The sequence below is a fragment of the Cognatiyoonia sp. IB215446 genome (assembly GCF_033963825.1).
Taxonomy (GTDB): Bacteria; Pseudomonadota; Alphaproteobacteria; order Rhodobacterales; family Rhodobacteraceae; genus Yoonia.
Genome location: NZ_JAXBMD010000002.1, coordinates 616,155 through 642,187, shown reverse-complemented (window position 1 = coordinate 642,187; position 26,033 = coordinate 616,155). Strand labels below are relative to the sequence as shown.

29 protein-coding genes and 1 tRNA gene are annotated in these 26,033 nt (G+C 58.9%); 11 read left to right on the top strand and 19 right to left on the bottom strand.

The window, feature by feature from the left end; all coding sequences use genetic code 11:
* Nucleotides 1-60: 60 nt before the first annotated feature.
* Genes SLH49_RS10690 through SLH49_RS10675 form a run of 4 tightly spaced genes read right to left on the bottom strand, consistent with a single transcriptional unit; the run spans nucleotide 61 to nucleotide 2,023 of the window.
* Nucleotides 61-246: a twin-arginine translocation signal domain-containing protein gene (locus tag SLH49_RS10690; RefSeq protein WP_320269139.1), complete on the bottom strand. Its 186-nt coding sequence runs from the start codon at nucleotides 244-246 to the stop codon at nucleotides 61-63.
* Between the two features lie 51 nt (nucleotides 247-297).
* A complete protein-coding gene (locus SLH49_RS10685) occupies nucleotides 298-909 on the bottom strand; it encodes a molecular chaperone TorD family protein (RefSeq protein ID WP_320269138.1) in 612 nt (203 codons plus the stop codon).
* Nucleotides 906-1,463 carry a DUF3306 domain-containing protein gene (locus SLH49_RS10680; RefSeq protein ID WP_320269137.1) on the bottom strand — a complete coding sequence of 186 codons (558 nt, stop codon included), beginning with the start codon at nucleotides 1,461-1,463 and terminating at the stop codon, nucleotides 906-908. Before SLH49_RS10680 ends, SLH49_RS10685 begins: the two co-directional genes overlap by 4 nt.
* On the bottom strand, nucleotides 1,460-2,023 hold the full coding sequence (locus SLH49_RS10675; protein WP_320269136.1) for a DUF3305 domain-containing protein: 564 nt from the start codon (nucleotides 2,021-2,023) through the stop codon (nucleotides 1,460-1,462). The genes SLH49_RS10680 and SLH49_RS10675 overlap by 4 nt, the downstream gene beginning before the upstream one ends.
* A 191-nt stretch (nucleotides 2,024-2,214) precedes the next feature.
* Here SLH49_RS10675 and SLH49_RS10670 point away from each other — a divergent pair, with 191 nt between their 5' ends.
* Genes SLH49_RS10670 through SLH49_RS10650 form a run of 5 tightly spaced genes read left to right on the top strand, consistent with a single transcriptional unit; the run spans nucleotide 2,215 to nucleotide 6,597 of the window.
* Nucleotides 2,215-4,182 carry a 4Fe-4S binding protein gene (locus SLH49_RS10670; RefSeq protein ID WP_320269135.1) on the top strand — a complete coding sequence of 656 codons (1,968 nt, stop codon included), beginning with the start codon at nucleotides 2,215-2,217 and terminating at the stop codon, nucleotides 4,180-4,182.
* 1 nt (nucleotide 4,183) lies between these two features.
* Entirely contained in the window at nucleotides 4,184-4,378 is a 195-nt protein-coding gene (locus SLH49_RS10665; protein WP_320269134.1) for a DUF6494 family protein, read from the top strand.
* A 1-nt stretch (nucleotide 4,379) separates the two neighbouring features.
* Complete coding sequence (locus SLH49_RS10660; protein WP_320269133.1) at nucleotides 4,380-5,447, top strand: Mrp/NBP35 family ATP-binding protein; 1,068 nt, start codon at nucleotides 4,380-4,382, stop codon at nucleotides 5,445-5,447.
* Nucleotides 5,444-6,112, top strand: coding sequence for a biotin/lipoate--protein ligase family protein (locus SLH49_RS10655; protein WP_320269132.1), 669 nt, complete (start codon nucleotides 5,444-5,446; stop codon nucleotides 6,110-6,112). The genes SLH49_RS10660 and SLH49_RS10655 overlap by 4 nt, the downstream gene beginning before the upstream one ends.
* The gene (locus tag SLH49_RS10650; protein ID WP_320269131.1) at nucleotides 6,109-6,597 is read left to right on the top strand and encodes a DUF6505 family protein; all 489 of its coding nucleotides are present in this window, start codon (nucleotides 6,109-6,111) and stop codon (nucleotides 6,595-6,597) included. Before SLH49_RS10655 ends, SLH49_RS10650 begins: the two co-directional genes overlap by 4 nt.
* Here SLH49_RS10650 and SLH49_RS10645 read toward each other — a convergent pair.
* The 7 genes from SLH49_RS10645 to SLH49_RS10615 are packed head-to-tail and all read right to left on the bottom strand — an operon-like array spanning nucleotide 6,594 to nucleotide 12,289.
* Nucleotides 6,594-7,391 (bottom strand): substrate-binding domain-containing protein, encoded by a 798-nt coding sequence (locus SLH49_RS10645; RefSeq protein WP_320269130.1) that lies wholly within the window; start codon nucleotides 7,389-7,391, stop codon nucleotides 6,594-6,596. The two genes, SLH49_RS10650 and SLH49_RS10645, sit on opposite strands and share 4 nt — an antisense overlap.
* Nucleotides 7,388-8,104, bottom strand: a complete 717-nt coding sequence (locus tag SLH49_RS10640; protein ID WP_320269129.1) for an ATP-binding cassette domain-containing protein — start codon at nucleotides 8,102-8,104, stop codon at nucleotides 7,388-7,390. Before SLH49_RS10640 ends, SLH49_RS10645 begins: the two co-directional genes overlap by 4 nt.
* Nucleotides 8,098-8,802 carry an ABC transporter permease gene (locus tag SLH49_RS10635; RefSeq protein WP_320269128.1) on the bottom strand — a complete coding sequence of 235 codons (705 nt, stop codon included), beginning with the start codon at nucleotides 8,800-8,802 and terminating at the stop codon, nucleotides 8,098-8,100. Before SLH49_RS10635 ends, SLH49_RS10640 begins: the two co-directional genes overlap by 7 nt.
* A 55-nt stretch (nucleotides 8,803-8,857) precedes the next feature.
* Nucleotides 8,858-9,700, bottom strand: a complete 843-nt coding sequence (locus SLH49_RS10630) for a metal ABC transporter permease (RefSeq protein WP_320269127.1) — start codon at nucleotides 9,698-9,700, stop codon at nucleotides 8,858-8,860.
* Nucleotides 9,700-10,551 (bottom strand): metal ABC transporter permease, encoded by an 852-nt coding sequence (locus tag SLH49_RS10625; protein ID WP_320269126.1) that lies wholly within the window; start codon nucleotides 10,549-10,551, stop codon nucleotides 9,700-9,702. Before SLH49_RS10625 ends, SLH49_RS10630 begins: the two co-directional genes overlap by 1 nt.
* Complete coding sequence (locus SLH49_RS10620) at nucleotides 10,551-11,402, bottom strand: manganese/iron ABC transporter ATP-binding protein (protein WP_320269125.1); 852 nt, start codon at nucleotides 11,400-11,402, stop codon at nucleotides 10,551-10,553. Before SLH49_RS10620 ends, SLH49_RS10625 begins: the two co-directional genes overlap by 1 nt.
* Nucleotides 11,399-12,289: a metal ABC transporter substrate-binding protein gene (locus SLH49_RS10615; RefSeq protein WP_413785281.1), complete on the bottom strand. Its 891-nt coding sequence runs from the start codon at nucleotides 12,287-12,289 to the stop codon at nucleotides 11,399-11,401. The genes SLH49_RS10620 and SLH49_RS10615 overlap by 4 nt, the downstream gene beginning before the upstream one ends.
* Nucleotides 12,290-12,524: 235 nt before the next feature.
* Here SLH49_RS10615 and SLH49_RS10610 point away from each other — a divergent pair, with 235 nt between their 5' ends.
* The 5 genes from SLH49_RS10610 (at nucleotide 12,525) to SLH49_RS10590 (ending at nucleotide 17,674) form a co-directional block, all read left to right on the top strand.
* Complete coding sequence (locus SLH49_RS10610) at nucleotides 12,525-13,625, top strand: ABC transporter ATP-binding protein (protein ID WP_320269124.1); 1,101 nt, start codon at nucleotides 12,525-12,527, stop codon at nucleotides 13,623-13,625.
* A gap of 81 nt (nucleotides 13,626-13,706) precedes the next feature.
* Nucleotides 13,707-14,819 (top strand): extracellular solute-binding protein, encoded by a 1,113-nt coding sequence (locus SLH49_RS10605; protein WP_320269123.1) that lies wholly within the window; start codon nucleotides 13,707-13,709, stop codon nucleotides 14,817-14,819.
* 58 nt (nucleotides 14,820-14,877) lie between these two features.
* Nucleotides 14,878-15,165, top strand: coding sequence for a DUF1330 domain-containing protein (locus SLH49_RS10600; protein ID WP_320269122.1), 288 nt, complete (start codon nucleotides 14,878-14,880; stop codon nucleotides 15,163-15,165).
* Between the two features lie 15 nt (nucleotides 15,166-15,180).
* A complete protein-coding gene (locus SLH49_RS10595) occupies nucleotides 15,181-16,782 on the top strand; it encodes an ABC transporter permease (RefSeq protein ID WP_320269790.1) in 1,602 nt (533 codons plus the stop codon).
* A 4-nt stretch (nucleotides 16,783-16,786) separates the two neighbouring features.
* The gene (locus SLH49_RS10590; RefSeq protein WP_320269121.1) at nucleotides 16,787-17,674 is read left to right on the top strand and encodes an ABC transporter permease; all 888 of its coding nucleotides are present in this window, start codon (nucleotides 16,787-16,789) and stop codon (nucleotides 17,672-17,674) included.
* Here SLH49_RS10590 and SLH49_RS10585 read toward each other — a convergent pair.
* The 7 genes from SLH49_RS10585 to SLH49_RS10555 form a co-directional block, all read right to left on the bottom strand.
* Nucleotides 17,671-18,600, bottom strand: coding sequence for an AEC family transporter (locus SLH49_RS10585; RefSeq protein WP_320269120.1), 930 nt, complete (start codon nucleotides 18,598-18,600; stop codon nucleotides 17,671-17,673). The two genes, SLH49_RS10590 and SLH49_RS10585, sit on opposite strands and share 4 nt — an antisense overlap.
* 76 nt (nucleotides 18,601-18,676) lie before the next feature.
* Nucleotides 18,677-19,480 carry an MBL fold metallo-hydrolase gene (locus SLH49_RS10580; protein WP_320269119.1) on the bottom strand — a complete coding sequence of 268 codons (804 nt, stop codon included), beginning with the start codon at nucleotides 19,478-19,480 and terminating at the stop codon, nucleotides 18,677-18,679.
* The gene (locus SLH49_RS10575) at nucleotides 19,477-20,265 is read right to left on the bottom strand and encodes a TatD family hydrolase (RefSeq protein WP_320269118.1); all 789 of its coding nucleotides are present in this window, start codon (nucleotides 20,263-20,265) and stop codon (nucleotides 19,477-19,479) included. Before SLH49_RS10575 ends, SLH49_RS10580 begins: the two co-directional genes overlap by 4 nt.
* A gap of 10 nt (nucleotides 20,266-20,275) precedes the next feature.
* Complete coding sequence (locus SLH49_RS10570) at nucleotides 20,276-21,382, bottom strand: DNA polymerase III subunit delta' (RefSeq protein ID WP_320269117.1); 1,107 nt, start codon at nucleotides 21,380-21,382, stop codon at nucleotides 20,276-20,278.
* Nucleotides 21,379-22,185 (bottom strand): dTMP kinase, encoded by an 807-nt coding sequence (gene tmk / locus SLH49_RS22345; protein ID WP_413785280.1) that lies wholly within the window; start codon nucleotides 22,183-22,185, stop codon nucleotides 21,379-21,381. The genes SLH49_RS10570 and tmk overlap by 4 nt, the downstream gene beginning before the upstream one ends.
* Complete coding sequence (locus SLH49_RS10560) at nucleotides 22,182-23,360, bottom strand: D-alanyl-D-alanine carboxypeptidase family protein (protein ID WP_320269116.1); 1,179 nt, start codon at nucleotides 23,358-23,360, stop codon at nucleotides 22,182-22,184. The genes tmk and SLH49_RS10560 overlap by 4 nt, the downstream gene beginning before the upstream one ends.
* Before the next feature lie 15 nt (nucleotides 23,361-23,375).
* Entirely contained in the window at nucleotides 23,376-24,335 is a 960-nt protein-coding gene (locus SLH49_RS10555; RefSeq protein ID WP_320269115.1) for an SPOR domain-containing protein, read from the bottom strand.
* A gap of 244 nt (nucleotides 24,336-24,579) precedes the next feature.
* On the opposite strand from SLH49_RS10555, the gene SLH49_RS10550 reads away from it, so the two are divergent.
* Nucleotides 24,580-24,669 (top strand) — tRNA-Ser (locus tag SLH49_RS10550).
* Between the two features lie 734 nt (nucleotides 24,670-25,403).
* On the opposite strand, the gene SLH49_RS10545 is transcribed toward SLH49_RS10550, so the two are convergent.
* Complete coding sequence (locus SLH49_RS10545) at nucleotides 25,404-26,033, bottom strand: TIGR02466 family protein (protein WP_320269114.1); 630 nt, start codon at nucleotides 26,031-26,033, stop codon at nucleotides 25,404-25,406.

Here is a 26,033-nt window from a genome sequence, read left to right as displayed (position 1 = left end):
TTTCTCCCTGGCATTTGCGAGGCTTCCGCCCTGCTGGCTGGGTTAATTGGGTGCGTCGCGTCAGAAACGGGCGCTGGCCAGATAGGCGCGGGTATGCGCGGTATCCTGCATCTTGTCAGATTGCAGATCGACTGGCTGGGCCGATGCTGCTGTACCAGATGCTGCGACAGCTGCCGCGGCCGGGGCGGCAACCCCTAATTTCAGAAAATCACGGCGGTTGGTGCCGTCATCCTTGCCTTGTTTCATGGGACGTCTCCCCTTTCGTTTTGGCGGACGCGACCGCCTGTTTTGTGCGGATCACTCCGCAATCATCCGAAACGCTTCGCGTTCGATATCCATAAACTCGCGGCCCACAGCGCCGACTGAAGCGTAAAGAACCGAGTTCTTGGCCGCCTCCAGATCGCTGAAGAAATGCCCCGCCCAAGGGCCGATATGCTTGCTGAAAAAGGCCTTTTGCGTCGCGAGGTCCGCAGGTCCACCCGCAAACCGCCCGACGATCAGCCCCCCCATCATCTCCATCAATGAGGCGATGTTGTCTTCGGGCTCATAGACATTCGCGGCACGGGCAATGCCGTTGGCGACCATGTCACCGCGCAGAACCGCCAACGGCTTTTCATTGAGGAACCCCGTCAGATAGTAGCTCGCGAAAGGCAAAAGTTCACCGCGACCGAGCCCGATGAACAGCGCGTTGAATTCGCGTGTCACCGTCTTTGGCTTGCTGACCTTGGCCACATTCGCCAGTTGCGTGATGGCCTGACCGAGCCTCGTGTCATCCCCGCTCAGCCCCGCCGTTTGCGAAAGCACCAACTCATCGGGTGGCCCGGACAGCAGAAAGCCCAAGAAATTGTAAAGATCGGCGCGCAGCCGATCCTCTTGCGCGATGGTGTTCATGTCTTCGGCAACACTCATGCTGGCATCGTCTCGCTTCCATAGCTGAACCGCATCCGACGGCGCGGTTCTGGCTGGGCCTCTTCCTCAATTTCCGACGGTTCCTCTGCAGCAGCAACTACGACCTTCGTCGTATCCTCAACCTCTGGCGCGTCCTCTTCGGCTTCGACAACCTCTTCCACCAAGGCCTCTGCCTGGCGCGCCATTTCCTGCACATGAGCAAACATACCCTTACCGACCTGATAGGCAGTTTGCATGCCTTCGATCACCGTCGCACTGTCGGTGAAATCCTCACCGTAATCGACAAGCCCGTCCACATTGGCGAGTATCGGATTGAGGCGCCATAGCCGCCGCAATGCCTTGCGGCGCAGATGATCCGGCACCGCCTTGGCCATAAAACCCCTGATATCATCACCAAGCTCAAGAGTGTCAGGATCAGGCAGATCAAGCGCGGCCAGCACCTCTTCATCGCTTAGCTCAGCAGTTGGTTCTGCCGGTTGCTCTACCTCGGCAAGAGCCTCTTCGGCAACTTTCGCCTTACGGCGCGACCAGAAATCCATCCCCGTCTCCGTCACGCTGTGGGCTCCTTGCGTCTGGGCGCGCGGTACACATCGCTGATCTGGGATATACGGGCGTCGCCAATGCCATCTTCAACGATATCGACACGTTTCTTGTCGCGACGCCGTTTGACAAAGGTCTCTTCCTCGTAAAAGCGCTCAGTGAAATCATTCACCCAGGCGATCAATCCGTCGGGCATTGGCACTTTCTCGACCAAATCCTCACCATTGTCGGAGTAGTCCTGCCCCTCGTATGGGGATGCGGTCGCCAGCAATACGTCAAAGGAGCGTTCAGTATCATCAGTACTGCGCAAAACGACATATACGGAGGGCACAGCATCTGCCAAACCGGTGCGATAGGCCTCACACTCCGCGCCGTGCAATTCCAACGGTACAGTAGCCACGTGGTAATCCCGGACATCACCAGTTTCGCGGATTGTGTTCCAAGAAGCAGGACCCGCACCAGGCAAAACATCTGCCACGCGCCAGGACCATTTAGCCCATGCCGTCACGCCCGGTGACCGACGCAGAACAATTCCCAGCGACATCGATTGGTATTGGTGCGGATTGCGGACCACCGCCCCTCCCTAGTGTGATGTATACGGCTGTCGACATGCTGGACCAAAAAAGTGATCAAAAAAAGCACTTTTTTGGAACGATTGTTTCTGCAACGCAGCATGTCCAGGGTGCATTTTTCCCGTTTGCCCGCGATTTGATCTGTCGATAGTCTGTCCGCGTTGCGGTGACGCAAAACCGGGGAGGACAATCAATGAGCAGCCAGCGTGATTCACGCAAGCAACTGATTTTATGCGATTGTTCCGGCACCCAGGCACTTGATCCAGCCGCACTTGAAACAGCAACCGGTTTGGGGTGCAGCACCGTCCATACCGCATTGTGCACGCGCGAAATCGACAAGGCCGAAAGCTATTTGCAGGATGGAACGGTCGTGATCGCATGCAAGCAACAGCGACACATCTTTGAAGAACTTGCGCAGCAAATTCAGGCGGATATGCCCGATTTTGTCGATCTGCGCGACCGTGCTGGCTGGTCAGATGACCCTGCGTCAAAAAGCCCCAAGATGGCTGCACTTGCAGTAGAGGCGCTTTTACCTAGCCCCGCGCCCAAAGTGCGTGATGTGATCTCGCAGGGAACGTGCCTGATTTTTGGGCAGGACGACGTGTGTTTAGAGGCTGCCACCCAACTCTCTGAAACACTCAGCGTCACCGTGCTGATCACGGGTGACGAGCCGCCTGAACCACCGCAGGATTTCGACATCATCAGGGGCCAATTACGCGGCGCGACAGGCAGTCTGGGGCAGTTCAACCTGCGTTTTGATGCCTTACAGGAAATCGTGCCCGGCGGCCGCGGTCCGGTGCAGTTCACAACGCCACAAGATGGCGCACGCTCAACCTGCGACATCCTGCTCGACCTGTCAGGGCAGCCACCCCTCTTCCCCGCGCCCGAAAAGCGCGATGGGTATCTGCGCGCCGATCCGAAACATCCGCCTTCCGTTGCGCGCGCCATCTTTGACGCGGCCCAGATGGTCGGCACCTTTGAGAAACCGCTTTACGTGCGGATGGAACCTGCGCTTTGCGCACATTCCCGCGCGGGAAAACCCGCCTGTTCGAATTGTCTGAATGCCTGCCCCACCGGCGCCATCACGTCTGCTGGCGACTACGTCAGCGTTGATCCGATGATCTGCGCGGGGTGCGGGGCATGCGCATCACTCTGCCCGTCCGGTGCGATCAGCTATGATGCTCCACCGACAGACGATGCGTTCCGCCGCCTGCAAACACTTGCAAGCACTTATCGCAAGGCGGGCGGGCAAAGTCCAAGGCTCCTGGTCCATGATGCAAGCCACGGGGCCGAGATGATCCGCCTTGCCGCGCGTTACGGGCGTGGCCTGCCAGCCGATGTCATCCCGTTGTCAGTCGAAGCGCTCGCCAGCTTCGGCCATGCGGAGATGCTGGCCGCATTCGGGGCCGGTTTCGGTGCAGTCAGTCTGATCCTCGCGCCGACCTCTGATCGCGATACGCTGACGCGCGAGGCGGAACTTGCCAGCGTCATTGCCGGGCGTGACGTGGCATTGCTCGACCCAGCCGACCCCGATGTACTGACCGAGACGCTTTATGGCGCGTCGGAAGCCGCCGATATCGCGACGCCCATTCTACCGATTGGAACCCGGCGACAAGTGGCGCGCACGGCAGCCAAAACCTTGCGGTCGGATGATCTGATCCCGTTGCCTAAAACGGCCCCTTATGGAGCCGTCGTTGTGGATACGGAAGCCTGCACATTGTGCCTGGCCTGTGTGTCACTTTGCCCGTCCGGCGCGCTGGCGGATAATGAGGACCTGCCGCAACTACGCTTTCAGGAAGACGCCTGTCTGCAGTGCGGGCTGTGCAGCAATGTCTGCCCGGAAAGCGCGATCACGTTAGAGCCGCGGCTGAACCTGACGGATGCCGCACTGACACAAATTGTCCTCAACGAGGAAGAGCCCTTTGCCTGCGTCGAATGCGGTGCCCTTTTCGGTGTGAAATCCACAATTGAGAAGATCAGCGAAAAGCTGGCAGGAAGCCATGCGATGTTCGCCAACCCAGAGGCTGCACGCATGATCCAGATGTGCGACAATTGCCGCATTCAGGCGCAGTATCATTCCGAGAACAACCCCTTTGCGGGCGGTGAGCGCCCTCGCGTGCGCACCACGGATGACTACTTTTCCGACAGAAAGGATCACTAGGATGAGCGATGATTTCAACATGTCCATGCGCAAGTTCCTCAAGCAGGTTGGCGTGACATCACAGCAAGCCATTGAAGAGGCGATGCGCAAGAACGGTGCGGCAGGAAAATCATTTGAAGCCAAGGTAGTACTGACCGTTCCTGAACTGGAACTGGAACATGTCGTGACCGGCACGATCACCGGACAGGACGCCTGAATTGACCATCACACGTGACGCCGTCATCGCGATCCTCAAGACGATCAAAGACCCCGCCTCGGGCGATGATATCATGTCCGCCGGGCTGGTCCGGGCCCTGTCGGTCGAAGATGGCAATGTCCGTTTCGTCTTTGAAGTCGCCCCTTCCATTGCTCCGCAGATGGAGCCGGTGCGGGCCGCAGCTGAAACCGCCTTGAAGGCTATGCCAGGCATCAGCAGCGTCTCGGCGGTGATGACAGCGCATAGCACCCCTGCAGCGCCACCCGATCTGAAACCGCAGCGCGCAGCAGAGCCGAAGGGCCCGCAAAAGGTCCCCGGCGTGGACCGGATTGTCGCCATTGCCTCTGGCAAGGGTGGCGTGGGCAAGTCCACGGTCTCAGCCAACCTCGCCTGTGCTTTGGCGGCAGAGGGGCGGCGTGTGGGGCTTCTGGACGCGGATGTCTACGGCCCCTCGCAGCCGCGCATGCTGGGCGTCTCTGGTCGCCCCGCCTCACCCGATGGCAAGACGATCCTGCCGATGCGCAATCATGGCGTGACGATGATGTCCATCGGCCTGATGCAGAACGATGATCAGGCGGTTGTCTGGCGCGGACCGATGCTGATGGGCGCGCTGCAGCAGATGATGAACCAGGTGCAATGGGGTGCACTGGACGTGTTGCTCGTCGACCTGCCCCCCGGCACCGGTGATGTGCAGATGACGCTGACGCAGAAATTCGCGGTCGATGGCGCCATTGTCGTCTCCACGCCGCAGGATGTGGCGCTGATCGATGCGCGCAAGGGGATCGACATGTTCAACCAGTTGGGCACGCCGATCATCGGTTTGATCGAGAACATGAGTACGCATATCTGCTCAAACTGCGGCCACGAAGAGCATACATTCGGGCACGGCGGCGTTGCGGCAGAGGCCGAGAAGATGGGCGTCCCGCTCCTCGCGGAACTGCCGTTGCATCTGGATATTCGTCTGGCCGCCGACGGCGGCGCGCCGATTGTGGTGTCTAGGCCGGAAAGCCCTCAAGCCGAGAGCTTTCGCACCGTCGCCCGCCAATTGATCGCTGACGGGAACGCATGACCGCCCCCAGCTTTCCGCCTTTGATGACCGGTCAGGCGACGGTGGATGACCCAACGGATGTTGCGGCGCAAATGGCCGCCGTGGGCTGTGATGCGGGAACAATCGTCCACAACCTCGGCACGGATGACCTTCGCGCGGCGATGATCTTTGCCCCCGATATCCCGCTTGCCGATGCGATGATCATGCTGCCGATTTGCGGCATCGGGTTTCAGAATGCGTTGGGCGCCATCGCGCCGCCTGAAATAGCCGTGCTTTTAGAGTGGGACGGGACGATCCGCGTGAATGATGCTGTCTGTGGCGCGCTCAGTGTGAAATCCTCTTCACCACAGAAGGACAACGTCCCCGACTGGCTAATTGTCGGCCTGCAGGTGTCGATCCGCAACAGCACACAGAACCCCGGTGATACGCCGGATGTCACAACGCTTTATGAGGAAGGCTGCGGCGATCTGGGCGCCGCGCAGTTGCTGGAAGGCTGGGCGCGGCACACGCTGGTCTGGATCAACCGTTGGACGGATGACGGCCCCCGCCCCATACATGCCGAGTATGAAGGGCTGCTCCATCGCGGTGACGATGAAATCGGCGTTGACGAGCGTTTCGGCCTGTTGCGCAAATCGTGCGAGACCACCACACTAACCCCGTTGACCGCCCTGTTGGAGCAAGCATGACCGACCGCTACCTCGCCCGCGCGATCCATTTCGACGAAAGCGATATGAATATCTTTCATACGCCCGCCCGCACGGGCGAATGGTGCATCTCGGGCGGGTTCGAGTTTTCGAACTGGTCCGAGGGCGACCTGACCGGCAAGGCCAAGCAGGCCTTTACCAATGGCTGGCTGGGGCTTGAGACATTCGGGCGCGTATCCGTTGTCGCCATCACCAAGATCGAAGATCACGAGGTCGAGGCGCTGACCGCCGCACTGGCGGCGCATTTTGTCAGTCATTACGGCGCGCCGGATATTGCGGCGGCAAGCGGCGTGGCCAGCGATGAAATCGCCCAGATGTCGGAGCTTTGCGCGGGTCAGGACCCCAACACATTGCTGATGGTCACCCGCGCCCTCACGGATGCGGGCCTCAAGGAAAGCTACCGCATCATCGAGCCCCAATCTGCGGGGCTCGACCAGTTTGCGATCCATGGGTCGCTGGATGATTAAGACGGGTTCACGGCGTTAAACGTAAACAGCGTCTCGCCATTAATCGTGTAGCCGTCGATCAGTTCTTTGGCGCGGTCCGACGTCAGCCAATCTTCCAAAGCGATGGCAAAATCAGCTTTGACATGGGCATGCCGGTCCGGGTTCACGGGGATATAGGCATATTGGTTGAAGAGCGCCGGATCACCGGCAAACAAAAGATCAAGCCGCGCCTTGTTCCCGAAATTCAGCCAGCTTGCCCGGTCTGCCAGGATATAGGCGTCCATGCCTGCCGCCGTATTCAGGGACGCGCCCATGCCCGCACCAACGGGGCGATACCAGTCGCCGCCACGCGACGCACCCGATGCCTCCCAAAGTGACAGCTCCTTCTTGTGAGTACCGCTGTCATCACCACGACTGACGAAGACTGCCTGCGCTTCGGCGATACGGGTCAGCGCATCCGCGGCATTCTGCGCCTCGGCAATGCCCGCCGGATCACCTGCCGGGCCGATGAAGACGAAATCATTATACATGATCTCACGCCGATGCGTGCCGTAACCGGCGGCAACAAAGGCATCCTCTGCAGTACGCGAATGAACAAGGATCGCGTCCACATCCCCCGCTTCACCAAGTCGCAGGGCCTGACCGGTGCCGACCACGAGCAATTGCACTTCAACATCGATGTCTTCCTTGATCGCGGGCAGCAGGATGTCCGAAAGGCCCGAATTATGAAACGAGGTTGTTACGGCGAGCTTCAGGCTCTCAGCCCAAGCACCAGATCCCAAAAACATGAAAACAAACGCAAAAATCCGTATCATTCTACGATATCTCCCTGTAGCAGCGCCGTGGCTTGCGGCGTTGAGGGGCCTGCAAAGAACTGATCTGCTGACCCTTCTTCGATGATACGGCCATGCATCAGAAAGACAACATCATCAGCCAATCGTTTGGCCTGCCCCACATCATGAGTGGACATGACGATGCGCGTGCCACCTTCTTGCGCCTCTTTGAGGATCGCCTCAATCTCCCGGATGGCGCGCCCGTCGAGATTGGCGCAAGGCTCATCCAGAAACACAATCTCGGGCGCGCGGATCAGCGCGCGGGCGAGTGCCAGTTTCTGCCGCTCCCCGCCCGACAGTTGAGGTGCCGGCCTGTCGAGCGCGTCAGCAAGCCCCACCCTCTCGGCCCAGTTTTGGGCAGTCTGATACGCCTCTGCCTTCCCCATCCCATGCACCATCAGCGGATAGGCGAGGTTCTCGCGCACGGAACGGCGCATGATGATGGGCGTCTGAAACACAAAGGCCTGCCGCGTCCGTGCATCCGTCACGGGTACCTGCCAGCTTGTGTTGCCGGACGATAGACGCTCCAGCCCGTGCAGCACTCGCAAAAGCGTGGTTTTCCCGGATCCGTTGGGCCCCATGACGATGGTGCAGCCGGTCGTTGAAATCTTCAGATCTACTGGGCCAAGCAGCGTTTTGCCTTTCCGCTGCACAAGCGCCTGCGACACGGTCAGGGGCAGGATGGAACTCACCATTTCCCCTCGCTCTCCGTTTTACCGATTGTGTGGATGGCGAGGTTCACCGCGATGGCCAGGCCAATCAGGACAAAGCCAAGACCCAAAGCAAGGGCAAAGTCCCCTTTGCCCGTCTCCAAGGCAATGGCCGTCGTCAGCACGCGCGTGGCATTGTCGATATTGCCGCCCACGATCATGATCGCACCGACCTCGCCAATCCCGCGCCCGAATCCGGCGAGCGATGCGGTGATCAATGCGCGTCTGCCGTCCCATAGAAGGGTCTTGATCCGCTGGCGCTTCGTCGTAGAGAGCGAGATCAGCAGGTCATGATACTCCGCCCAAAGATCGCGGATCGCCTGATGCGCGATAGAAGCTATCAGTGGCGTGATGATGATGACCTGCGCGATGATCATGGCCGTGGGCGTAAAAAGGAGCCCAAGCACACCAAATGGGCCAGAGCGTGAAAGCAGAAGATAGACGATCAGGCCAACAACAACCGGCGGCAGCCCCATGAGCGCGTTCAGCACCGCAATCGTTGCGCGCCTGTGCCGAAACCGGCGGATTGCCAGAAATGCGCCAAACGGCAAACCGATGGCCGAGCCAATCACGACAGCCGTCAGCGTCACGTAAAGCGACCGCAACGTGATCTCGACCAGATCAGCGTCCAGCGTGATCACCAGCCAAAACCCGGCTGTCAGCCCTTCCCAGATTTCACCCATTGAGCGTGCCTGCCCTGTTCTTGTCGGCGCAGGGTTTCATGGCCTGCATTGCTCTTCAATGGTAATCTGACGCGAATTCCTTTGTGCTGCGCGCGCGCAAATTGGCGCGCAGAAATGCTGTGATGAACAGTAAGGTCATCACGAGAATGATTGTCGGTGCCGGTGCGCTGTCGAGAAAGAAGCTCAGATACGCTCCTGCTATGCCTGACAAGAGTGTGATGAGCACCGAGAGGGGCAACATGACCTCAAACCGTTTTGTCAGCAAAAAGGCAATCGCACCCGGTGCGATCAAAAGCCCGATGGACAGAATGATGCCAACTGCCGACAAAGTGGCAATAATTGTCAGCGAAATCATCGCCAGCAGCCCGTAATGCAGCCAGCCGACACGCAGCCCCACGGCGCGCGCCTGCACAGGGTCAAAGGCGTGCAGCGTGAACTCACGGCGTTTCGCAATGATGATCGCGGCGACAAGTGCGGCGATCCCACTGGCAGTCCATAAATCCGCCCCATCCACGCCCAGCATGTTGCCAAACAGGATATGGTCAAGATGCACATCCGTTGTGATCTTGGTGTACAGGATCAGGCCCAGACCAAACATGCCTGAAAACACCACCCCCATCACCGTGTCCTGTTTCACGCGGCTGTTTTCGGCCAAAAAACCAGTGGCGAGCGCGCAGCACATCCCGGCACAAAAGGCCCCGATCAGCAGCGGAATGTTCAGGATATAGGCAAGAACAATGCCCGGCAGAACGGCGTGGCTGATGGCATCACCCATCAGCGACCAGCCTTTCAACACCAGATAGCAGGAGAGCAGACTGGTCGGCACGGCAATAATCGCCATGATCAGAAAGGCGTTGTTCATGAACGCGAACTGAAACGGGAAGAGCAGCGTTTCCATCACACGGTTCCCCCCGCAGCAGAGGACCTTCGGCGCGCCGCCAGGTATCCGTGTTTGGGTGCGAAGAAGAACGCCGCCAGAAATAGCAGGGTCTGCAGGGTCACGATGATCCCCCCTGTCGCACCGTCGAGAAAATAGCTGAGATAGGCGCCGACAAAGCTGGTTGTCGTCCCCAATGCCACGCTCAGTACCAAAAGCCGAGGGAAGCGGTCGGTCAGCAAATAGGCGGTGGCGCCCGGTGTGACCACCATGGCAATGACCAAAAATGCGCCCACGGTTTGCAACGCTGCGACGCAGGACGCCGCCAGCAACGTAAAGAACACCACACGCAGCAAGTCGGGGCGCAGGCCAATTGAGCGCGCATGGTTTTCATCAAAGAAGGTGACCATGAAGTCTTTCCACTTGGCTGTGAGGATTGCCAAAGTGACAAAACCGATGATGGCCAATTGCAGCGTGTCCGACGGCGTGATGGCCAGGATATTGCCAAGCATGATTGTCTGCACACTGACCGAAGTTGGCGACAGCGACACCATGAAAAGGCCCAGCCCGAAAAAGGACGTGAAGATCAACCCAATGATCGTGTCCTCCTTCAAGCCCGTGCGCTGATTGAGAAACAACATCGCCCCTGCCGCAAGCCCGCCTGCTGCAAAGGCGCCCAGCGCAAAGGGCAGGCCCAGCATATAGGCTCCAGCCACGCCGGGCACGATCGAGTGGCTCAGCGCGTCACCAATCAACGACCAGCCCTTGAGCATCAGATAGGCTGACAGAAACCCGCAAATGGACCCCACGAGCGCGCTGACCCACATCGCGTTGAACATGTAGGCGTAGCTAAAGGGCTCCAGCAGCGCCATTATTCGCCACTCGCCCGTTGATCTTCGCCATAGACCACAAAGGGACGCTCATCATCGGTGATCACCCGGATCTCGCGGCTGTCATCGTCATCATGCAGATCGGACCCGCCAAGGACGAAATGGCGTAGAACCCCGCCAAACGCCAGTTCCAGGTTCTCGCGGGTGAAGGTTGCTGATGTCTCACCAAAGGCGAGCACGGTCTGTTTAACCAGGATCGTCCTGTCACAAAACTCCGGCACCGAGCCGAGGTTATGGGTTGAGACGAGCATCACGCGTCCCTCATCCCGCATCTCACTCAGCAAGGCGATGATCGCTTCTTCAGTCTTCACATCGACGCCGGTAAAGGGCTCATCCAGCAGGATCACCTGCCCCTCTTGCGCCAGCGCGCGGGCGAGGAAGACGCGTTTGCGCTGCCCGCCGGAAAGCTCGCCAATTTGACGATGCCGATAATCCAGCATGTTCACGCGGTCCAAAGCATCCGTCACGGCCTTGTGGTCAGCCGATTTTGGCCGCCGGAAAAAGCCCATATGGCCGTAGCGCCCCATCATCACCACGTCTTCGACCAGTACCGGAAAACTCCAATCCACCTCTTCGGATTGCGGCACGTAGGCGACGATGTTGCGGCGCAACGCCTCTGCCACCGGCAAACCCAAGACCGAGATCTGGCCCTTGGCAGCAGGCACAAACCCCATGATCGCCTTGAAGAGGGTCGATTTGCCCGCACCGTTAACCCCCACAAGTGCGGTGATCGTCCCGGTCGGGATATCAAAAGTCGCATCGTGCAAAGCAGTGTGACCGTTACGGTAAGTAACGGTCACATCCTGTGCAGCAATGCCGGGGCTTTGGTTCATTCGGTGAGACCTGTAGCAATCGTTTCCGTGGTGACGCGTAAGAGGTCCAGATAGGTCGGCACCGGCCCATCCGCCTCTGTCAAACTGTCCACATAAAGGACACCGGCGTAACTTGCATCCGTTTCCCGCGCGATCTGTTCGGCGGGCGCTTGTGAGACGGTGCTTTCGCAAAACACCGCCGAGATATCGTTGTCGCGCACCGTATCGATCACGCGGCGCACTTGCTGCGGTGTGCCCTGCTGGTCGGCATTCATGGGCCAGATATAGAGTTCCTGCATCTCAAAGTCGCGGATCAGATAGCTGAACGCCCCCTCGCACGTGACAAGCCAGCGCTGCTCTGCCGGGAGAGCGAGGATCGTTTCGCGCAAGGGGCCAATCGCATCTGTGATCTCCTGTTTATAGGCTTCGGCATTGGCGGTGTAGATTTCGGCATTGTCCGGGTCATGCGCGATGAAGGCGTCGCGGATGTTGTCAATATAGACCAGGGCGTTGTTCAGACCCATCCATGCATGGGGATTGGGTTTGCCGGTATAGTCACCCGACGCGATGCTGATCGGGTCAATGCCATCGGTTAGAATGGCGCTTGGCACATCCGACAGGTTGGCGAAGAATTGTTCGAACCACAATTCCAGGTTCAGACCGTTCCAAAGGATCAGGTCCGCATCCTGTGCGCGGATCAGGTCGCGCGGCGTTGGCTGGTAGCCGTGTATCTCGGCACCGGGCCGCGTGATGCTTTCGACAATCGCGGCGTTACCCGCCACGTTTTGCGCCATATCAGCAATCACCGTAAAGGTTGTCACCGCCTTGAAACGATCATCCTGTGCCCAGGCGGTTGTTGCAAACACAATACTCATGACTGCCGCAAACAAGAGTCTGAAGGTCGCCATCAAATTCTCCCCTTTTTGAGCGCCGCAGCTTCTGAAGACGCGTTTATGAGAATCGTTCGCAACTGTAAATAGGAATGATAACCATTCGCAAGAACTTCATATTGGTACAGTTAGACCTGCCCGCAATTTGGGCAAGATATCAGAAGTGCGGCAGAAAGACCGGCGTTTGCGATTGCAAATTTGGCGAGCGCCCGTTTTAGTACCCCCGACGGGACGCGCTCTTGGGGAGATCGGTTTGCTGCAGACAGCCAATGATGCTGCATTTGTTGAGTTTGAACGCGTTCAGAAAAGCTATGACGGCGAAAGTCTGGTCGTCAAAGACCTCAACCTTTCCATGCCAAAGGGTGAGTTTCTGACGATGCTTGGGCCCTCCGGGTCGGGCAAAACCACCTGCCTCATGATGCTTGCCGGGTTTGAGACCGCGACCCACGGGGAAATCCGGCTGGATGGCGTGTCGATCAACAATATTCCACCGCACAAACGCGGGATCGGGATGGTGTTTCAGAACTACGCCCTCTTCCCGCATATGAGCGTGGCCGAGAACCTTTCTTTCCCGCTGGAAGTCCGCAAAATGGACAAGTCCCTGCGCGAAGAAAAGATCATGCGCGCGCTCGGTATGGTGCAGATGCAGGATTTCGCGGGCCGTCGGCCAGCCCAGCTTTCGGGTGGTCAGCAACAGCGTATCGCGCTGGCCCGCGCCCTGGTGTTTGAGCCGGAATTGGTGCTGATGGACGAACCGCTTGGCGCGCTTGACAAGCAGTTGCGCGAAAGCCTGCAGTTTGAGATCACGAACCTTGCGCATGAATTGGGCATCACCGTCGTCTACGTCACCCATGACCAGACTGAGGCGCTGACAATGTCGGACCGCGTGGCGGTTTTTGACGACGGGCGCATCCAGCAACTTGCCCCACCAGATGCACTCTACGAGACGCCGCAGAACAGCTTCGTCGCGCAATTTATCGGTGAAAACAACACGCTCGAAGGTGTTGTGGAAGAGATTTCGCAGGAGAGCTGCACCGTGAAACTCGATAGTGGAGACATTATCGACGCGGTGCCGGTTAATGTGTCTCAAGCCGGGGAACGGACGCGAGTCTCAATCCGGCCGGAGCGTGTGGAGTTTAACAAGTCCCGCCTCAAGCCTGGCGCGCATACGTTGCAGGCAGAAGTGCTGGAATTCATCTATATGGGTGACATCTTCAGAACGCGCCTGCGGGTGGCGGGGAATGATGACTTTGTGATCAAGACACGGAACGCGCCCGATCAGGTGCGTCTCGAACCGGGCAGTCAGATCGAAATCGGCTGGCTGGCATCCGATTGCCGTGCGCTGGATGCGTAGCGGCTGAACCAAAGAGGCCACCATCGCCCGGCAGGCGGCCTCCACCAAAACCAAACGGGCATATGACAACGGGAGAATGTGATGAAAATGATCAAAACACTTCAGGCAACAACAGCACTGACGCTGATCGCCAGTGGCGCGATTGCCGATGGCCATATGGCCGACGAGATGACAATCGTCAGCTGGGGCGGCGCCTATAGCGCCTCACAGCAGGCCGCTTACCACGACCCCTACATGGAAATGACCGGCGTCACGATCATCAATGATGAAAGCTCGTCAGAGGCTGTCGCCAAACTGCGCGCGATGAACGAGGCGGGCAACATCACCTGGGACCTCGTTGATGTCGAAGCCGCCGACGCGATCCGGCTCTGCGATGAGGGGCTCGCGATGGAAATCGACCCCGACGAAATCCTTGCCCCCGGCGATGATGGCTCATCCGCGTCGGACGATTTCGGTGACATGCTGGTGTCGGACTGCTTCATCCCGCAGATCGTCTTTTCGACGACGTTCGGCTACCGTACCGACATGGTGCCTGCCGGGGTTGAACCACCCACCGGTGCCTGTGACGTCTTCGATCTGGAGACCTATCCCGGCAAACGCGCGCTAAACCGCAACCCGATTGCAAACATGGAATGGGCGCTTCTTTGTGACGGCGTCGCCTACGAAGATGTCTACGACGTTCTTGAGACTGACGAAGGACAGGCGCAGGCTTTCGCCAAGCTCGACACGATCAAGAGCGAGACAATCTGGTGGACCGCAGGCGCGGAAACACCCCAGCTCCTTGCCGATGGTGAGATTTTCATGGGCTCCACCTATAACGGGCGGCTCTTCAGCCTGATTGCCGAGCAGGGCCAACCGGTTGAAATGGCCTGGAACTGGCAGATGTTCGACCTCGATGGCTGGGTCATCCCGACGGGCCTGTCAGAGGATCGTCTGGCACGCGTGCTGGATTACGTGCGTTTCGCGACCGATACGCAGCGCCTCGCCGATCAGGCCAAGTATATCTCCTACGGACCCGCACGCGCCTCTTCGGCACCTCTGGTCAGCACCCATGCAACGTTGGGGATCGACATGGCGCCACATATGCCAACCGACCCCAACAACGCCGAGAACACATTCGTGAACAACTACGAATGGTGGGCGGATTATCGGGACGATCTGGACGCCAAGTTCCAAAGCTGGCTCGCCCAGTAGATGAAAAAGGCGCAAGACGGCCACCGTCTTGCGCCAATTGCCGACAGGGGATCATGCCATGCCAAAAGGCTATATCATCGGGCACATCACTGTGAACGACCCGGAAGCCTATAAGGAATACATTGTCCGTGACACGCCCCTGATCGAAGCTGCGGGTGGCAAACCGTTGGTACGGGGTGGTGAGGCTGACAGTGCCGAAGGCCCGGAATTCGCACGGCATGTGATCTTTGAATTTCCAGATTTTGAAAGCGCGAAGGCGCTTTATTACCCTGAAGAATATCAAGATGTTGCACGGATCAGGCGCGAGAATGCGACCAGCATGATCGTTCTGGTCGAGGGGGTGTAGCCGGTGGCCGAACAGATGCTGGCCGCCGATGGCCGCCCTCTGAAAGCCAGCCTGAACCGCGCATTGCGGCGTCAGAAGATGCGCGCGCTGATGCTGATCGCACCGCTTCTCATCTTCATCCTGATCACCTTCATCATTCCCATCGGGCAGATGCTGTTTCGGTCCGTCGAGAACCAGATCGTGAGCGACACGATCCCCCGCACGGTGGATGCCGTCGCTGACTGGGACGCGGATGCAGGAGACGCACCAAGCGAGGCGGTGTTCAGAGCGCTCGCCATGGATCTGATGATCGCGGTTGAGGAAAAGAAGCACACGCGCCTTGGCAGCCGCCTGAACTACGAAACCTCTGGTATCTCATCCCTTTTCCGCAAATCCGGGCGGCGCGTGGATGATATTGGAGAGGTCTATGCCGATCAATTCATCGCACTGGATGAGGCATGGGAAGAGCCTGCCACCTGGGTCACGCTCTTGGCCGATCCCGATTGGATCGCAGAGCAAGCGGCTTGGAATGGCGAGGGTATTGAACCTGCTTTTGTCGTGGCAGAGCAAGCGCGTGACGCGCTGCCGCAGACCGCTGCGATCTATGCAGATTTCGCCGCGACCATTCGCGATGTTGATGGCGACAGCCCGATTGAGGAAGAGCCTTGGAACGTCGTCTATCTTGCTCTGCATGAAGACCTGACTGCAAATCCGCAGGTTGAGATTGACGGCCCTCTTACTGGTCTGGTGTCCAACGCCGCACGCGAGGCGCAGAGTTTCGAACGCGAAGATGTGCGTGCTGCGTTCGCGCATATTGACGATGATTGGCTGGATGTGGAGGTCTGGCAGACGATCCAGACCTATAGCCCCGCCTTCACGTCGGGCTACTTCCTGAACGCCGTCGATCTGCAGAAATCCCCTGACGGCCCGGTCTGGCAGCCAGAGAACGAGCAGATCTACCTCACCCTGTTTTGGCGAACTCTGGTGATGTCGCTCACGATCACTTTTGTCTGTGTGCTGCTTGGTTATCCGGTGGCCTGGCTGCTGGCCAACCTGCCCGCCCGCAAAGCGAACCTCTTGATGATCCTCGTACTGCTGCCGTTCTGGACATCGCTTCTGGTGCGCACCTCCGCCTGGAAAGTGTTGCTACAACAGCAGGGCGTGATCAATGACACGCTCGTCTGGATTGGGCTCGTGGTTGATGACAACCGGCTGGCATTGATCAACAACGCCACAGGCACAATCATCGCGATGACGCATATCCTTTTGCCCTTCATGATCCTACCGCTTTATTCGGTGATGAAGACGATCCCGCCCAGCTACCTGCGCGCGGCCAAATCGCTGGGAGCGACCAACTGGACAGCCTTCTGGCGGGTCTATTTCCCGCAATCCGTGCCGGGGATCGGGGCGGGCTGCATCCTCGTGTTCATCCTTGCCATCGGTTACTACATCACGCCCGAAATCGTGGGCGGGACGCGCGGTGTCTTTATCTCGAACCGGATCGCCTATCACATTTCGACCTCGCTCAACTGGGGGCTGGCGGCAGCACTTGGCGCCATTCTGCTCGCGGTCGTGCTGATCCTTTACTGGGCCTATGACAGGATCGTGGGCATCGACAACGTGAAGCTGGGGGGCTGATCAGATGAGCGCGCTTCCCCCCTATGCAACAACCGGCCAACGAGTCTGGTACTACAGTTTCCGTGCGATCGTCGGCCTGATCCTGTTCTTTCTGGTCGCCCCGATCATCATCATCATCCCGCTATCGTTTAACGCGCAGGACTTCTTTACCTTCACGCCTGAAATGCTAGCGCTCGACCCTGAGGGCTATTCGCTCAAACACTACCGCGACTTCTTCACCAATCAGGATTGGATCAGGCCGCTGCAGAATTCACTGATCATCGCGCCCTTTGCGACGATCATCTCGGTCTCGCTCGGCACGCTGGCGGCGATTGGCCTGTCGCAATCCCATGTCCCGTTCCGGCGCGGGATCATGGCGCTTTTGATCTCACCCATGATCGTGCCACTGATCATCTCGGCCACGGGCATGTTCTTTTTCTACAGCCAGATGGGGCTGTGGATGGAAGAGAATTTGGGGATGTCGAAGTCCCTGACCGGTTACATCAAGGTCATTCTGGCGCATGCGGCCCTTGGCATTCCGTTTGTGATCATCACGGTCACGGCAACGTTGGTGGGGTTTGACCGGTCGCTCACGCGCGCTGCGGCCAATCTCGGCGCCTCACCGACCACGACATTCTTTCGCATCCAGATGCCGTTGATCCTGCCGGGTGTGATCTCGGGCGGGCTTTTCGCCTTTATCACTTCGTTTGATGAGGTGGTCGTCGTGCTGTTTGTCGGGGCCGCCGCGCAAAAGACGCTGCCTTGGCAGATGTTCACCGGCCTGCGCGAACAAATCAGCCCCACTATCCTTGCCGCGGCCACCGTCCTGGTCACCGTTTCGATCATATTGCTTGCGACAGTGGAACTGCTCCGCCGCAGGTCAGAGCGACTACGGGGTCTTTCGCCGTCCTAAGGCAACACCGCAAGCCACAGCCACACCGTCAGGATCGACAGCCCCGTGCCCATGAGTACGGACGAGGCGGCGACGCGCCGCGCGCTGCCGTACATGTTGGCAAAGACGTATGTATTGATGCCCGGCGCCATCGCAGCGGTGAGCATGGCAGAGCGTGTCGCCTCGACCGACAGGGCGTTGAGGTCTGCCAGCACCCAGACAATCGCAGGATGCAGGATCAGTGACACAGCCACGACGAAGAGGATCGTGCGTAAGTCCCCCTCCGGCCTGTAGCGGTAGAGGACACCGCCAAGGCCAAACAAGGCGGCAGGTAGGGCCGCGCGCACCATCAGGTCGAGCGCATCGGTGACCACGCCCGGCACAGGCAAATTGCCCAGATTGACCACCGCACCAAGCGTGATCCCAAGGATCAGCGCATTGCGAAACATCGCGCGCAGCACCTTACCCGGAAGGGTCGTCATGCTGGCCCCGCGATTGCGCACGATCTCCATAGCGGTGATCCCAACCGCGTAGCAAAAGGGTGAATGGAGCGCGATGATAGCGTAGTTGGCCTCAAGCGCGGAAGGCCCATAGGCGCGCTCAGTGATTGGCAGACCCAGAAGAAGCGAGTTTGAGAAAAGACAGCAAAAGCCGATGGCAATGCTGTCCTCCCACCCACGTCCGAAGAGATAGCGGGCACCGATGACGCCGGTCGCAAACCCCGCCAGCGCCCCGATATAGAAGCTGCCCAGGAGGGCGAGATCGAAATTCTGCTGCAGGTCCAGCGTGGAAATCGCGCGAAAAAGAAGACATGGGATCGCGAAGTTCTGGGTGAATGACATCAGCCCGTCGACGCCCGCATCACTGAAGAGCCCGCGCCAGACCACGACATAGCCGAAGCCGATGACAAGGAAGACTGGCAGGATAACGTCGATCAGTGCGGCCATGTGTGATCCAGATGCGCGGCTACGCCGCAAGTCATTTTTTGGTGCCTCCGGCGGAGGTATTTATGAACGAGAGAAGTCAGTCGATGGGGAATTCCAGCGTCATGCCGTCATATGCGGGTTGGATATGGTCGGGTGTTTCGGCGGCCACTGTCGCATAATCCAGATCATTGTGCATATTGGTCAGCACCGCTTGTTTCGGTCGGGCCTGTGCGATCCATTCAAGCGTTTTGGCCAGATGCGCATGGGTCGGATGCGGATCGCGTCGCAAGGCATCGACAATCCAGCAATCGAGGTTCTGGAGCTGCGGCCAGGCGGGTTCCGGAATGTCCGAGACATCCGGCAGATAAGCCACATCTCCCACGCGAAAGCCGAGTGCTTCGATTGATCCATGCTCGACCTCAAATGGGGTCAGCGTGATCAGGCCCCCTGCCCCGTTCACCATGATATCTCCGTCTATCGCATTGAGTTCGAGGATCGGTGGATAAGGTGAGCCTTTCGGTTGCACGAAGGCATAGCCAAACCGGCCCAGAAGGTCGTTTGAGGTATCGCCATCGGCCCAGACCTGCAGACGCTCGCGCATGTTGAACACGATCATGCGCAGGTCATCGAGGCCGTGGACGTGGTCGGCGTGGGCATGCGTGTAGACGACGGCATCCAGTGTGCCGACGCCCGCCTCCAAAAGCTGGCTGCGCATGTCAGGGCTGGTGTCGACGAGGACGCGGGTTTCGCCGTCCGCCCCGCTGCGTGTGATCAGCATCGAACAGCGGCGGCGTATGTTCTTGGGGTTGTCCGGATCGCAAGCACCCCAGAGGCCGCCCAGACGCGGCACGCCACCCGACGAGCCACAGCCCAGAATGCGAAACGCGATCCGGTCGGTCATGCGGCGGCCTTCCAGAACAGCCGGTCAAAATTCGCGGTGGTTTGGGCAGCGAAGTCTTCGTATCTGACGCCAAAGATCTCGGCCCCGACCTTGGCGGTATGGGCCGTGTAGGCAGGTTCATTCCGTTTGCCGCGATAGGGCGGTGGTGCCAGATAGGGGCTGTCGGTCTCGACCAAAATGCGATCAAGTGGCGCGCTGGCGAAGATATCGCGCAGGTCCTGACTTTTGGGGAAAGCCGCGATGCCGGACATGGAGAGATAGAAGCCCAGATCAAGTGCCGCCTTGGCAAGCTCCGCTCCGCTCGAAAAACAATGCATCACGCAGGTATAGGCACCGTTTTCGTATTCCTCTCGCAGGATACGCGCCATATCGTCATCCGCCGCGCGCGCGTGGATAATCAGGGGCAGTTTCGTTTCGCGCGCGGCGGCGATATGGGTGCGCAGAGAGGTTTGCTGGGCGTCGGCGCTTTCCGAGGTGTAGTGATAATCGAGCCCCGTCTCGCCGATGCCGACGAATTTGGGATGTGCGGATAGGCGGATGAGGTCATCAATAGCCGCCATCGGCTCATCCGCCACGCTCATCGGGTGGGTGCCTGCGGCGTAAAAGACAGGCTCATGTTCTTCAGCGATCGCGCGAACTTGCGGTTCCAGCCGCAGCTTGGTGCAGATCGTGACCATGCGTTCCACACCCGCCTCCACAGCGCGGGCAACGACGGCTGGCAATTCGGCATCGAAATCGGGAAAATCCAGATGACAATGGCTGTCAACGATGCTGGCTTGGGGCATGGGGCCGCTTTCACGCTGCGGCGACACCTTGCGCCGTTTCTTCGATCTTGAAGATCATATCAAGGATCAATGCCGCAGGGTCAAGGTTGACAGCGCGCCCGTGGCGCGACCGGTTTGAGAGGTCCTGCTGGAGCGTGGCCCAGCGCCGTGCTGCCCGATCATCAGGCGATATGCGGGCGAGCAACCGCGCCTCACCCGCTGCGCCCTGGCTATGCGGTTCACCCATCAGCCCCGTCCGGGCGGCCCGTGCCAGAAACACATCCATCAGGTCGAGCGTCATGGCAAACCGCGTCTCAGCCCCCCGCCCCGCGCAGCTTTCGGCGAGTTTCAGCGCCGCCTGGCGGTTGATCTGCGGCAGGCCTTCCAAGGTTTTGACGATGTCTTCGTAAAGCGCCATGCCATCATGGTTGATCAACCGGATCGCATCGCCCGCCGATCCCCCCGCCAATGTCGCCAGCGCCTCGCTATTTTGGGCCTGGTGGCCGGCCTGCTCCAAAGCCGCCTGCAGATCGTCAGCACCAAGTGGTGCACAACGCAATTCGCGACAGCGCGAGCGGATTGTGGGCAAGAGGCGCGAGGGCTGGTGCGCAATCAGGAGGATCGTTGTCTCTGCGGGCGGCTCTTCCAGCTCTTTCAGGATTGCATTGGCCGCGTTCCGGTTGAGCTCATCGGCGGCATCCACGATCACCACACGCCTACCGCCGTCGGCGGCGGACATGTGAAAGAAGGTCTTGAGGCTGCGTACCGCATCCACCGTGATCTCCGCGCGGAGCCGCTTGGTCTTGTCGTCCCATGGTCGCCGGATCACGGTCAGGCGCGGATGGGCGCCCGCTTGGATGAGCCGTGCTTCGGGGTCGTTCGGGTCCACCTGGAGTGTCGGATCACCAAAGAGGCCCGTCTCAGGCGCGGCCAAAAGATAAGTTGCGATTTTCCAGGCCAGCGTCGCCTTGCCGACGCCGCGCGGTCCGGTGATCAGCCAGCCTGAATGCAAACGGCCAGAGGCAAACGCACCCAGAAAGGTCTGTTGCGCCTGATCCTGCCCAAAGAGCGTGATTGTCTCGCGCGGATGCGGCGCGCCCTCAATCCGGTCGGGTTCGGGGATGACCTCATCGCTCATGCGTAGGCTGCAATCTCGGACGCGATCTGATCTGCCGTGCGGTTCCCGTCGATCAGAACACAGCGCTGTGGGTTTGCATGAGCCAGAGCGAGAAAGCCGTGGCGCAGAGTTTCCTGAAAGGACAGTCCAAACTCCTCAAACCGGTTCTCAGGTAGTGAGTAACCTGCCAGCGCGTTTTTAGTTTCCGCTTGCGACGTGTCCAAAAGAGCGTTCTTTGTTTGCTTGGCGTCATCGACGCCTAACAGCGCATTGCGACTTGGTCCGGAAGACATATCCTGCAGTGCATTTTTTTGTGTTGAGCGATCCGTTGCGCCAACAGTGTTCTGAAGTGCATTTGTGGGAGTCGTAGAACCGAGCCGCGCTAAGCTTCGGGATAGAGCAACTTCGGGATCCATGTCTATGATGAACGTGAGATCTGGTTCACGCTTAATCACCAACTTATGGAGTTGATCAACCATCGCCCGCAGATCGCCCCGTGTCGCGCCTTGATAGACGCGTGTGCTATCCGCAAATCGGTCGGAGACCACATGGCGCCCGGCAGCAAGCGCAGGTTCAATCGTCTTTTCCAGATGATCCCGGCGCGATGCGGTAAACAGCAGAATCTCGGTCTCTGCCGACCAGCGATCAGGATCGCCAGTCAAGACCAGCTGACGGATTTCCTCGGCCCCTGCACTGCCGCCCGGCTCGCGCGTCAGAACAACATCAACGCCCTGCCCGCGCAAATGGTCGGCAAAGCGGCGGGCCTGTGTGGACTTCCCGGAACCATCGATACCTTCAAAGGTAATAAATCGCGGGGATGTCATGCGCCCTCGGCTGCGTCATCACCTTGCGGTCCGTACTTCTGCCACAACACCAGTGCCGCCGTACGCAGCCGCGTGGTGAAGCCGCCCCGCAGAACATCGCTTTCGGCGACCAAGGGCAGGCGCTTTTCAGGTAGCCCGTCAAGCTGGACCACCATTTCGGCCAGTTGATCGCCCGCATTGATCGGAGCCTCAATTGGACCGGTGTAAACGACTTCGGCCTCAATTTTATCATCAGCCCGAATGGGAACGAGGAGCGAGACATCTTCGGCTACTGTGAGGCCAACAATGGGGCTCTCGCCCATCCAGACATCAGCCTCAGCCACGCGTGTTCCGGCGCTGATTACGTCGCGTTCGGCAAATTGCCGGAACGCCCAATCGACGATCTTGCGGCTTTCCTGAGACCGTTCTGCCACCGTATCAAGGCCCGTGATCACAAATATGACGCGCCGGTCGCCCTGTTTGGCGGAGCCGACAAGACCATATCCGGCCTCTTGGGTATGGCCGGTCTTCAGCCCATCCGCGCCAATACCCATGGTCAGAACCGGATTGCGGTTGCGCGAATTCGATGGCACGCGTCCATCAAAGGCGAACTCCGTCTCCGCAAAAAGTGGATAGAAGGTCGGGAAATCCGTGATGAGGCGATTGGCAAGGATGCCGAGATCTTCCATCGACATCCGATGGCCAGCCGCTGGCCAGCCACTGGCATTCGTGAAATTCGAGCTGTTCATACCGAGTTCACGCGCGCGTTCGGTCATCAAACGGGCAAAACCGCTTTCGGTCCCGTCCGGCGACAACGCCTCGGCAAGCACCACGCTTGCATCATTACCGGACAAGACGATGACGCCACGCAACAAATCCTCCACCCGGACGCGATCCGTTGTGTCCAGAAACATTGACGAACCACCATAGGCCGCCGCCTCGGTTGACACAGCCAGGGTTTCGTCAATGTCCAAATGGCCGTCGGCAATCGCCTCAAACGCCATGTAGAGCGTCATCAGCTTGGACATGGAGGCAGGTGGCAAAGGATCTTGTGCATTCTTCGCCAGGAGAACCGTGCCGGTGGTGTGATCCAACACGTAGGCAGCTTGGGCTTCCGTCTCGAACGCATATGCGGAACTACCAAGCGCGCCCGCAACACAGGCCAAGCTGATCAGGTGGTTAAGCCATGCTTTCATGAGGTCTCTCCAGCCTTAGCCATCAGTGTTCTCGACCAGAAACGCGTCAGGAAAGCCTTGTTCGGCAATCTGGGCAATTGTCTCCTCGGCATCCTCATCAATCGGTGACGCAACCAGCCGCCACACGTCTCGTCCGCCGGCTTGCTGAATCTCGACCGAGGCAGGTATGCCTGCAGCGCGCAACCGGTCTGCAGCACCGGTTGCGTTTGCCTCAACGCTAAAGACCCCGATCTGGATCAGGTCACCCGACAAATCAGCCTCACCGGCAGCGTCGAGTGCTGGCTGGACTTGGGGCGCCTCAGTTTCTGTCGTCGTATCCTCCGTTGCGGCAGGCAATGCGACAGGAACGGCAGTTGTTGCCTCCGCGGCTGCCTCACCCGCATCCTCGGCTGCGTCAATGGCCGCCGCCGCTCCTGCAATCGGATCAAGTGGCGCGGCCTCTACCGTGACAGGCGCATCCAAGGCGGCAACAACGGGGTTAACCTCTGGTTCGACTGGAGATTGCTCCTCCACGACCTCTTCGCGCCGCAACACGACGACGTTCAGTGAGGTCGGCGCCCCCGCCAGTATGTTCAACTCTTCCGCTGCATCGGATGAGACCTGCAGCAACGGGCCCGGATTTTCACGCTCACGCCGGAACAAGGCGCCAACAACCGAACGGCCATTTTCAGTGTTGCGGATAATTACACGCTCTGGGTCCTGCACGTCAGGATGCGCAACCCAGATACCGCCAAGCGATGGGCGTCCATCCCACAGACCGCGATCAGTCACCTCGAAAATGTCTGGCCGTTCAACATCGCGCCCTTCCGTATTGGTCCGGATTGACCGCGTTGGCCGTTCTGCACTCGCAGCCTCTGCCCCGCCGCCAGGGAATGCAAACTCGCCATTCTCATCACATGCCGCAAGCGAAAGCGTCGCTGCCATGGCGACACTGCCCCACAAGATACGTCGCTTCGAAATCACGTTGCCCATCATGTTTCGCCCCTCTTTTCTCCTTCTGTGCAAGACAGAAGGCCCCGCTGTTATCCAGCCTGTTTGTTGCGCGTCCCGCAGATGTGGGGATCCTGATATGCCAAAACAGCCGCCCCCCGCACAAATTTGCCAAACGATAGCGTCCGATACCACCATTTGAAAGTGTTTGCACCGGTTTGTCGGCGGATTTTCACAGAGCAGGAAGCTGCTTTTCGAATCGGAAACGACCCGCTAACAGGGGCCGGTCGGAGGAGTGGCAGAGTGGTTGAATGCACCGGTCTTGAAAACCGACGTAGGTGAAAGTCTACCGTGGGTTCGAATCCCACCTCCTCCGCCAATTATAACTTATTGTTTTTGAACGACTTTGATACGTTCCTTCCTTTCGACGATTCAAACCTAGTTTGATGCAGCTACAGCACGGAAGACCGTAGCAGCTGCGATATCCGCGCCCTTTCGCTCATCCGTCTCACTTGCACGACACACTAGGTCCGTTTTCTGACGGCGGGCAGAACGGCATTAACAGATGTTTGAGGGCCGGTTTACAGCGCATTGAACAGGGCGCTTTGCGCATCCCAATCGGCGGGAAAATCAAGGCTATTCAGCCATTCGGATGTGAAGCCAAAAGGCTGATGGCCCGGTGATTAGGGCGAACGGATCAGGTGCCAGGAAGGCCAGGCTGAGATTTCTGCTGAGCCCGCCGGGACAGCCTCCATCACGCGCTGTCAGTTGAGCGATGATGTTGCCTGCGATGATCTCGCTGACCAGACACTACCGCTTCCTGTTCAGCACAAGTCCAGTCAAAAAATGCACCGCGCAGGGCAACCGTCGTTCGCTCCGCAAAAGTCAGCGATGCGCAGAAAGCGGACACTGCCGAATTACATAGTTTCGCCGTGATCGAGGTAGAGCCCGCCCAAAGCTGCCTCCGGACAAATCCGCGGCTTTGAGTTGGCCCTTTGAACGTCAAGGTGATACCAGAACTGCGTTGCCCGCCTGCTGTCCTGACCGTAAGCGCTATGGACACAGCCACTACGAGGCCATTGTGCCGTAACAACGCCCATCACCGCCAGTGCTTTATGATTTGCGTCGTTTACGAAACGTCGCGTTGAACGCGACCGTGACACGCTCGGTATCCATTTCGTTGGGATAGACCCAATGCGTCAGGTAGGAAGGAAAAAGTACGATCTCGCCGGCTTGTGGCCTGATCTTGCGCTTGGGTCGGAACGGTTTGGCGCGGAGTATGCGCCAGTTTGGCAGGTCAGAGCGCGGGTCGAGGAATTCGATCATCCCGGAGTTGCCTGTCTCCACTTCCGGCTGGTTAACGTAGTAGACGCCTGACCAATGTGCGCCGGGATGGGTGTGTGGTGCATTGAAGCCGCCACGCGGATTGGCATTCATCCAGCCGGAGATTTTCATGTCGAGGTCGTCCGGGTCGACCCGGCTGGTCACACACCTCGTGGCGTCTTTGACTGACTGGATGGCAAGCGCACGCAGGCGCTGGATGCAGGGCGCATCAAGGTCCAGAAAACCCAGATCGGAATGCCATCCGCCGCGGTTGGATTTTTGCACGCCGTCGCTTGCACCGCGCAGACGCTCTCCTTCTGCCAGGAGTTCCGCGTTCAGCGTCTCATGATCCTGCACTTTGAAGCGCGTCAGTGGCGTTGCGAACAACATGTCGGTTTCTGCACTGGCAAACTCAGACAT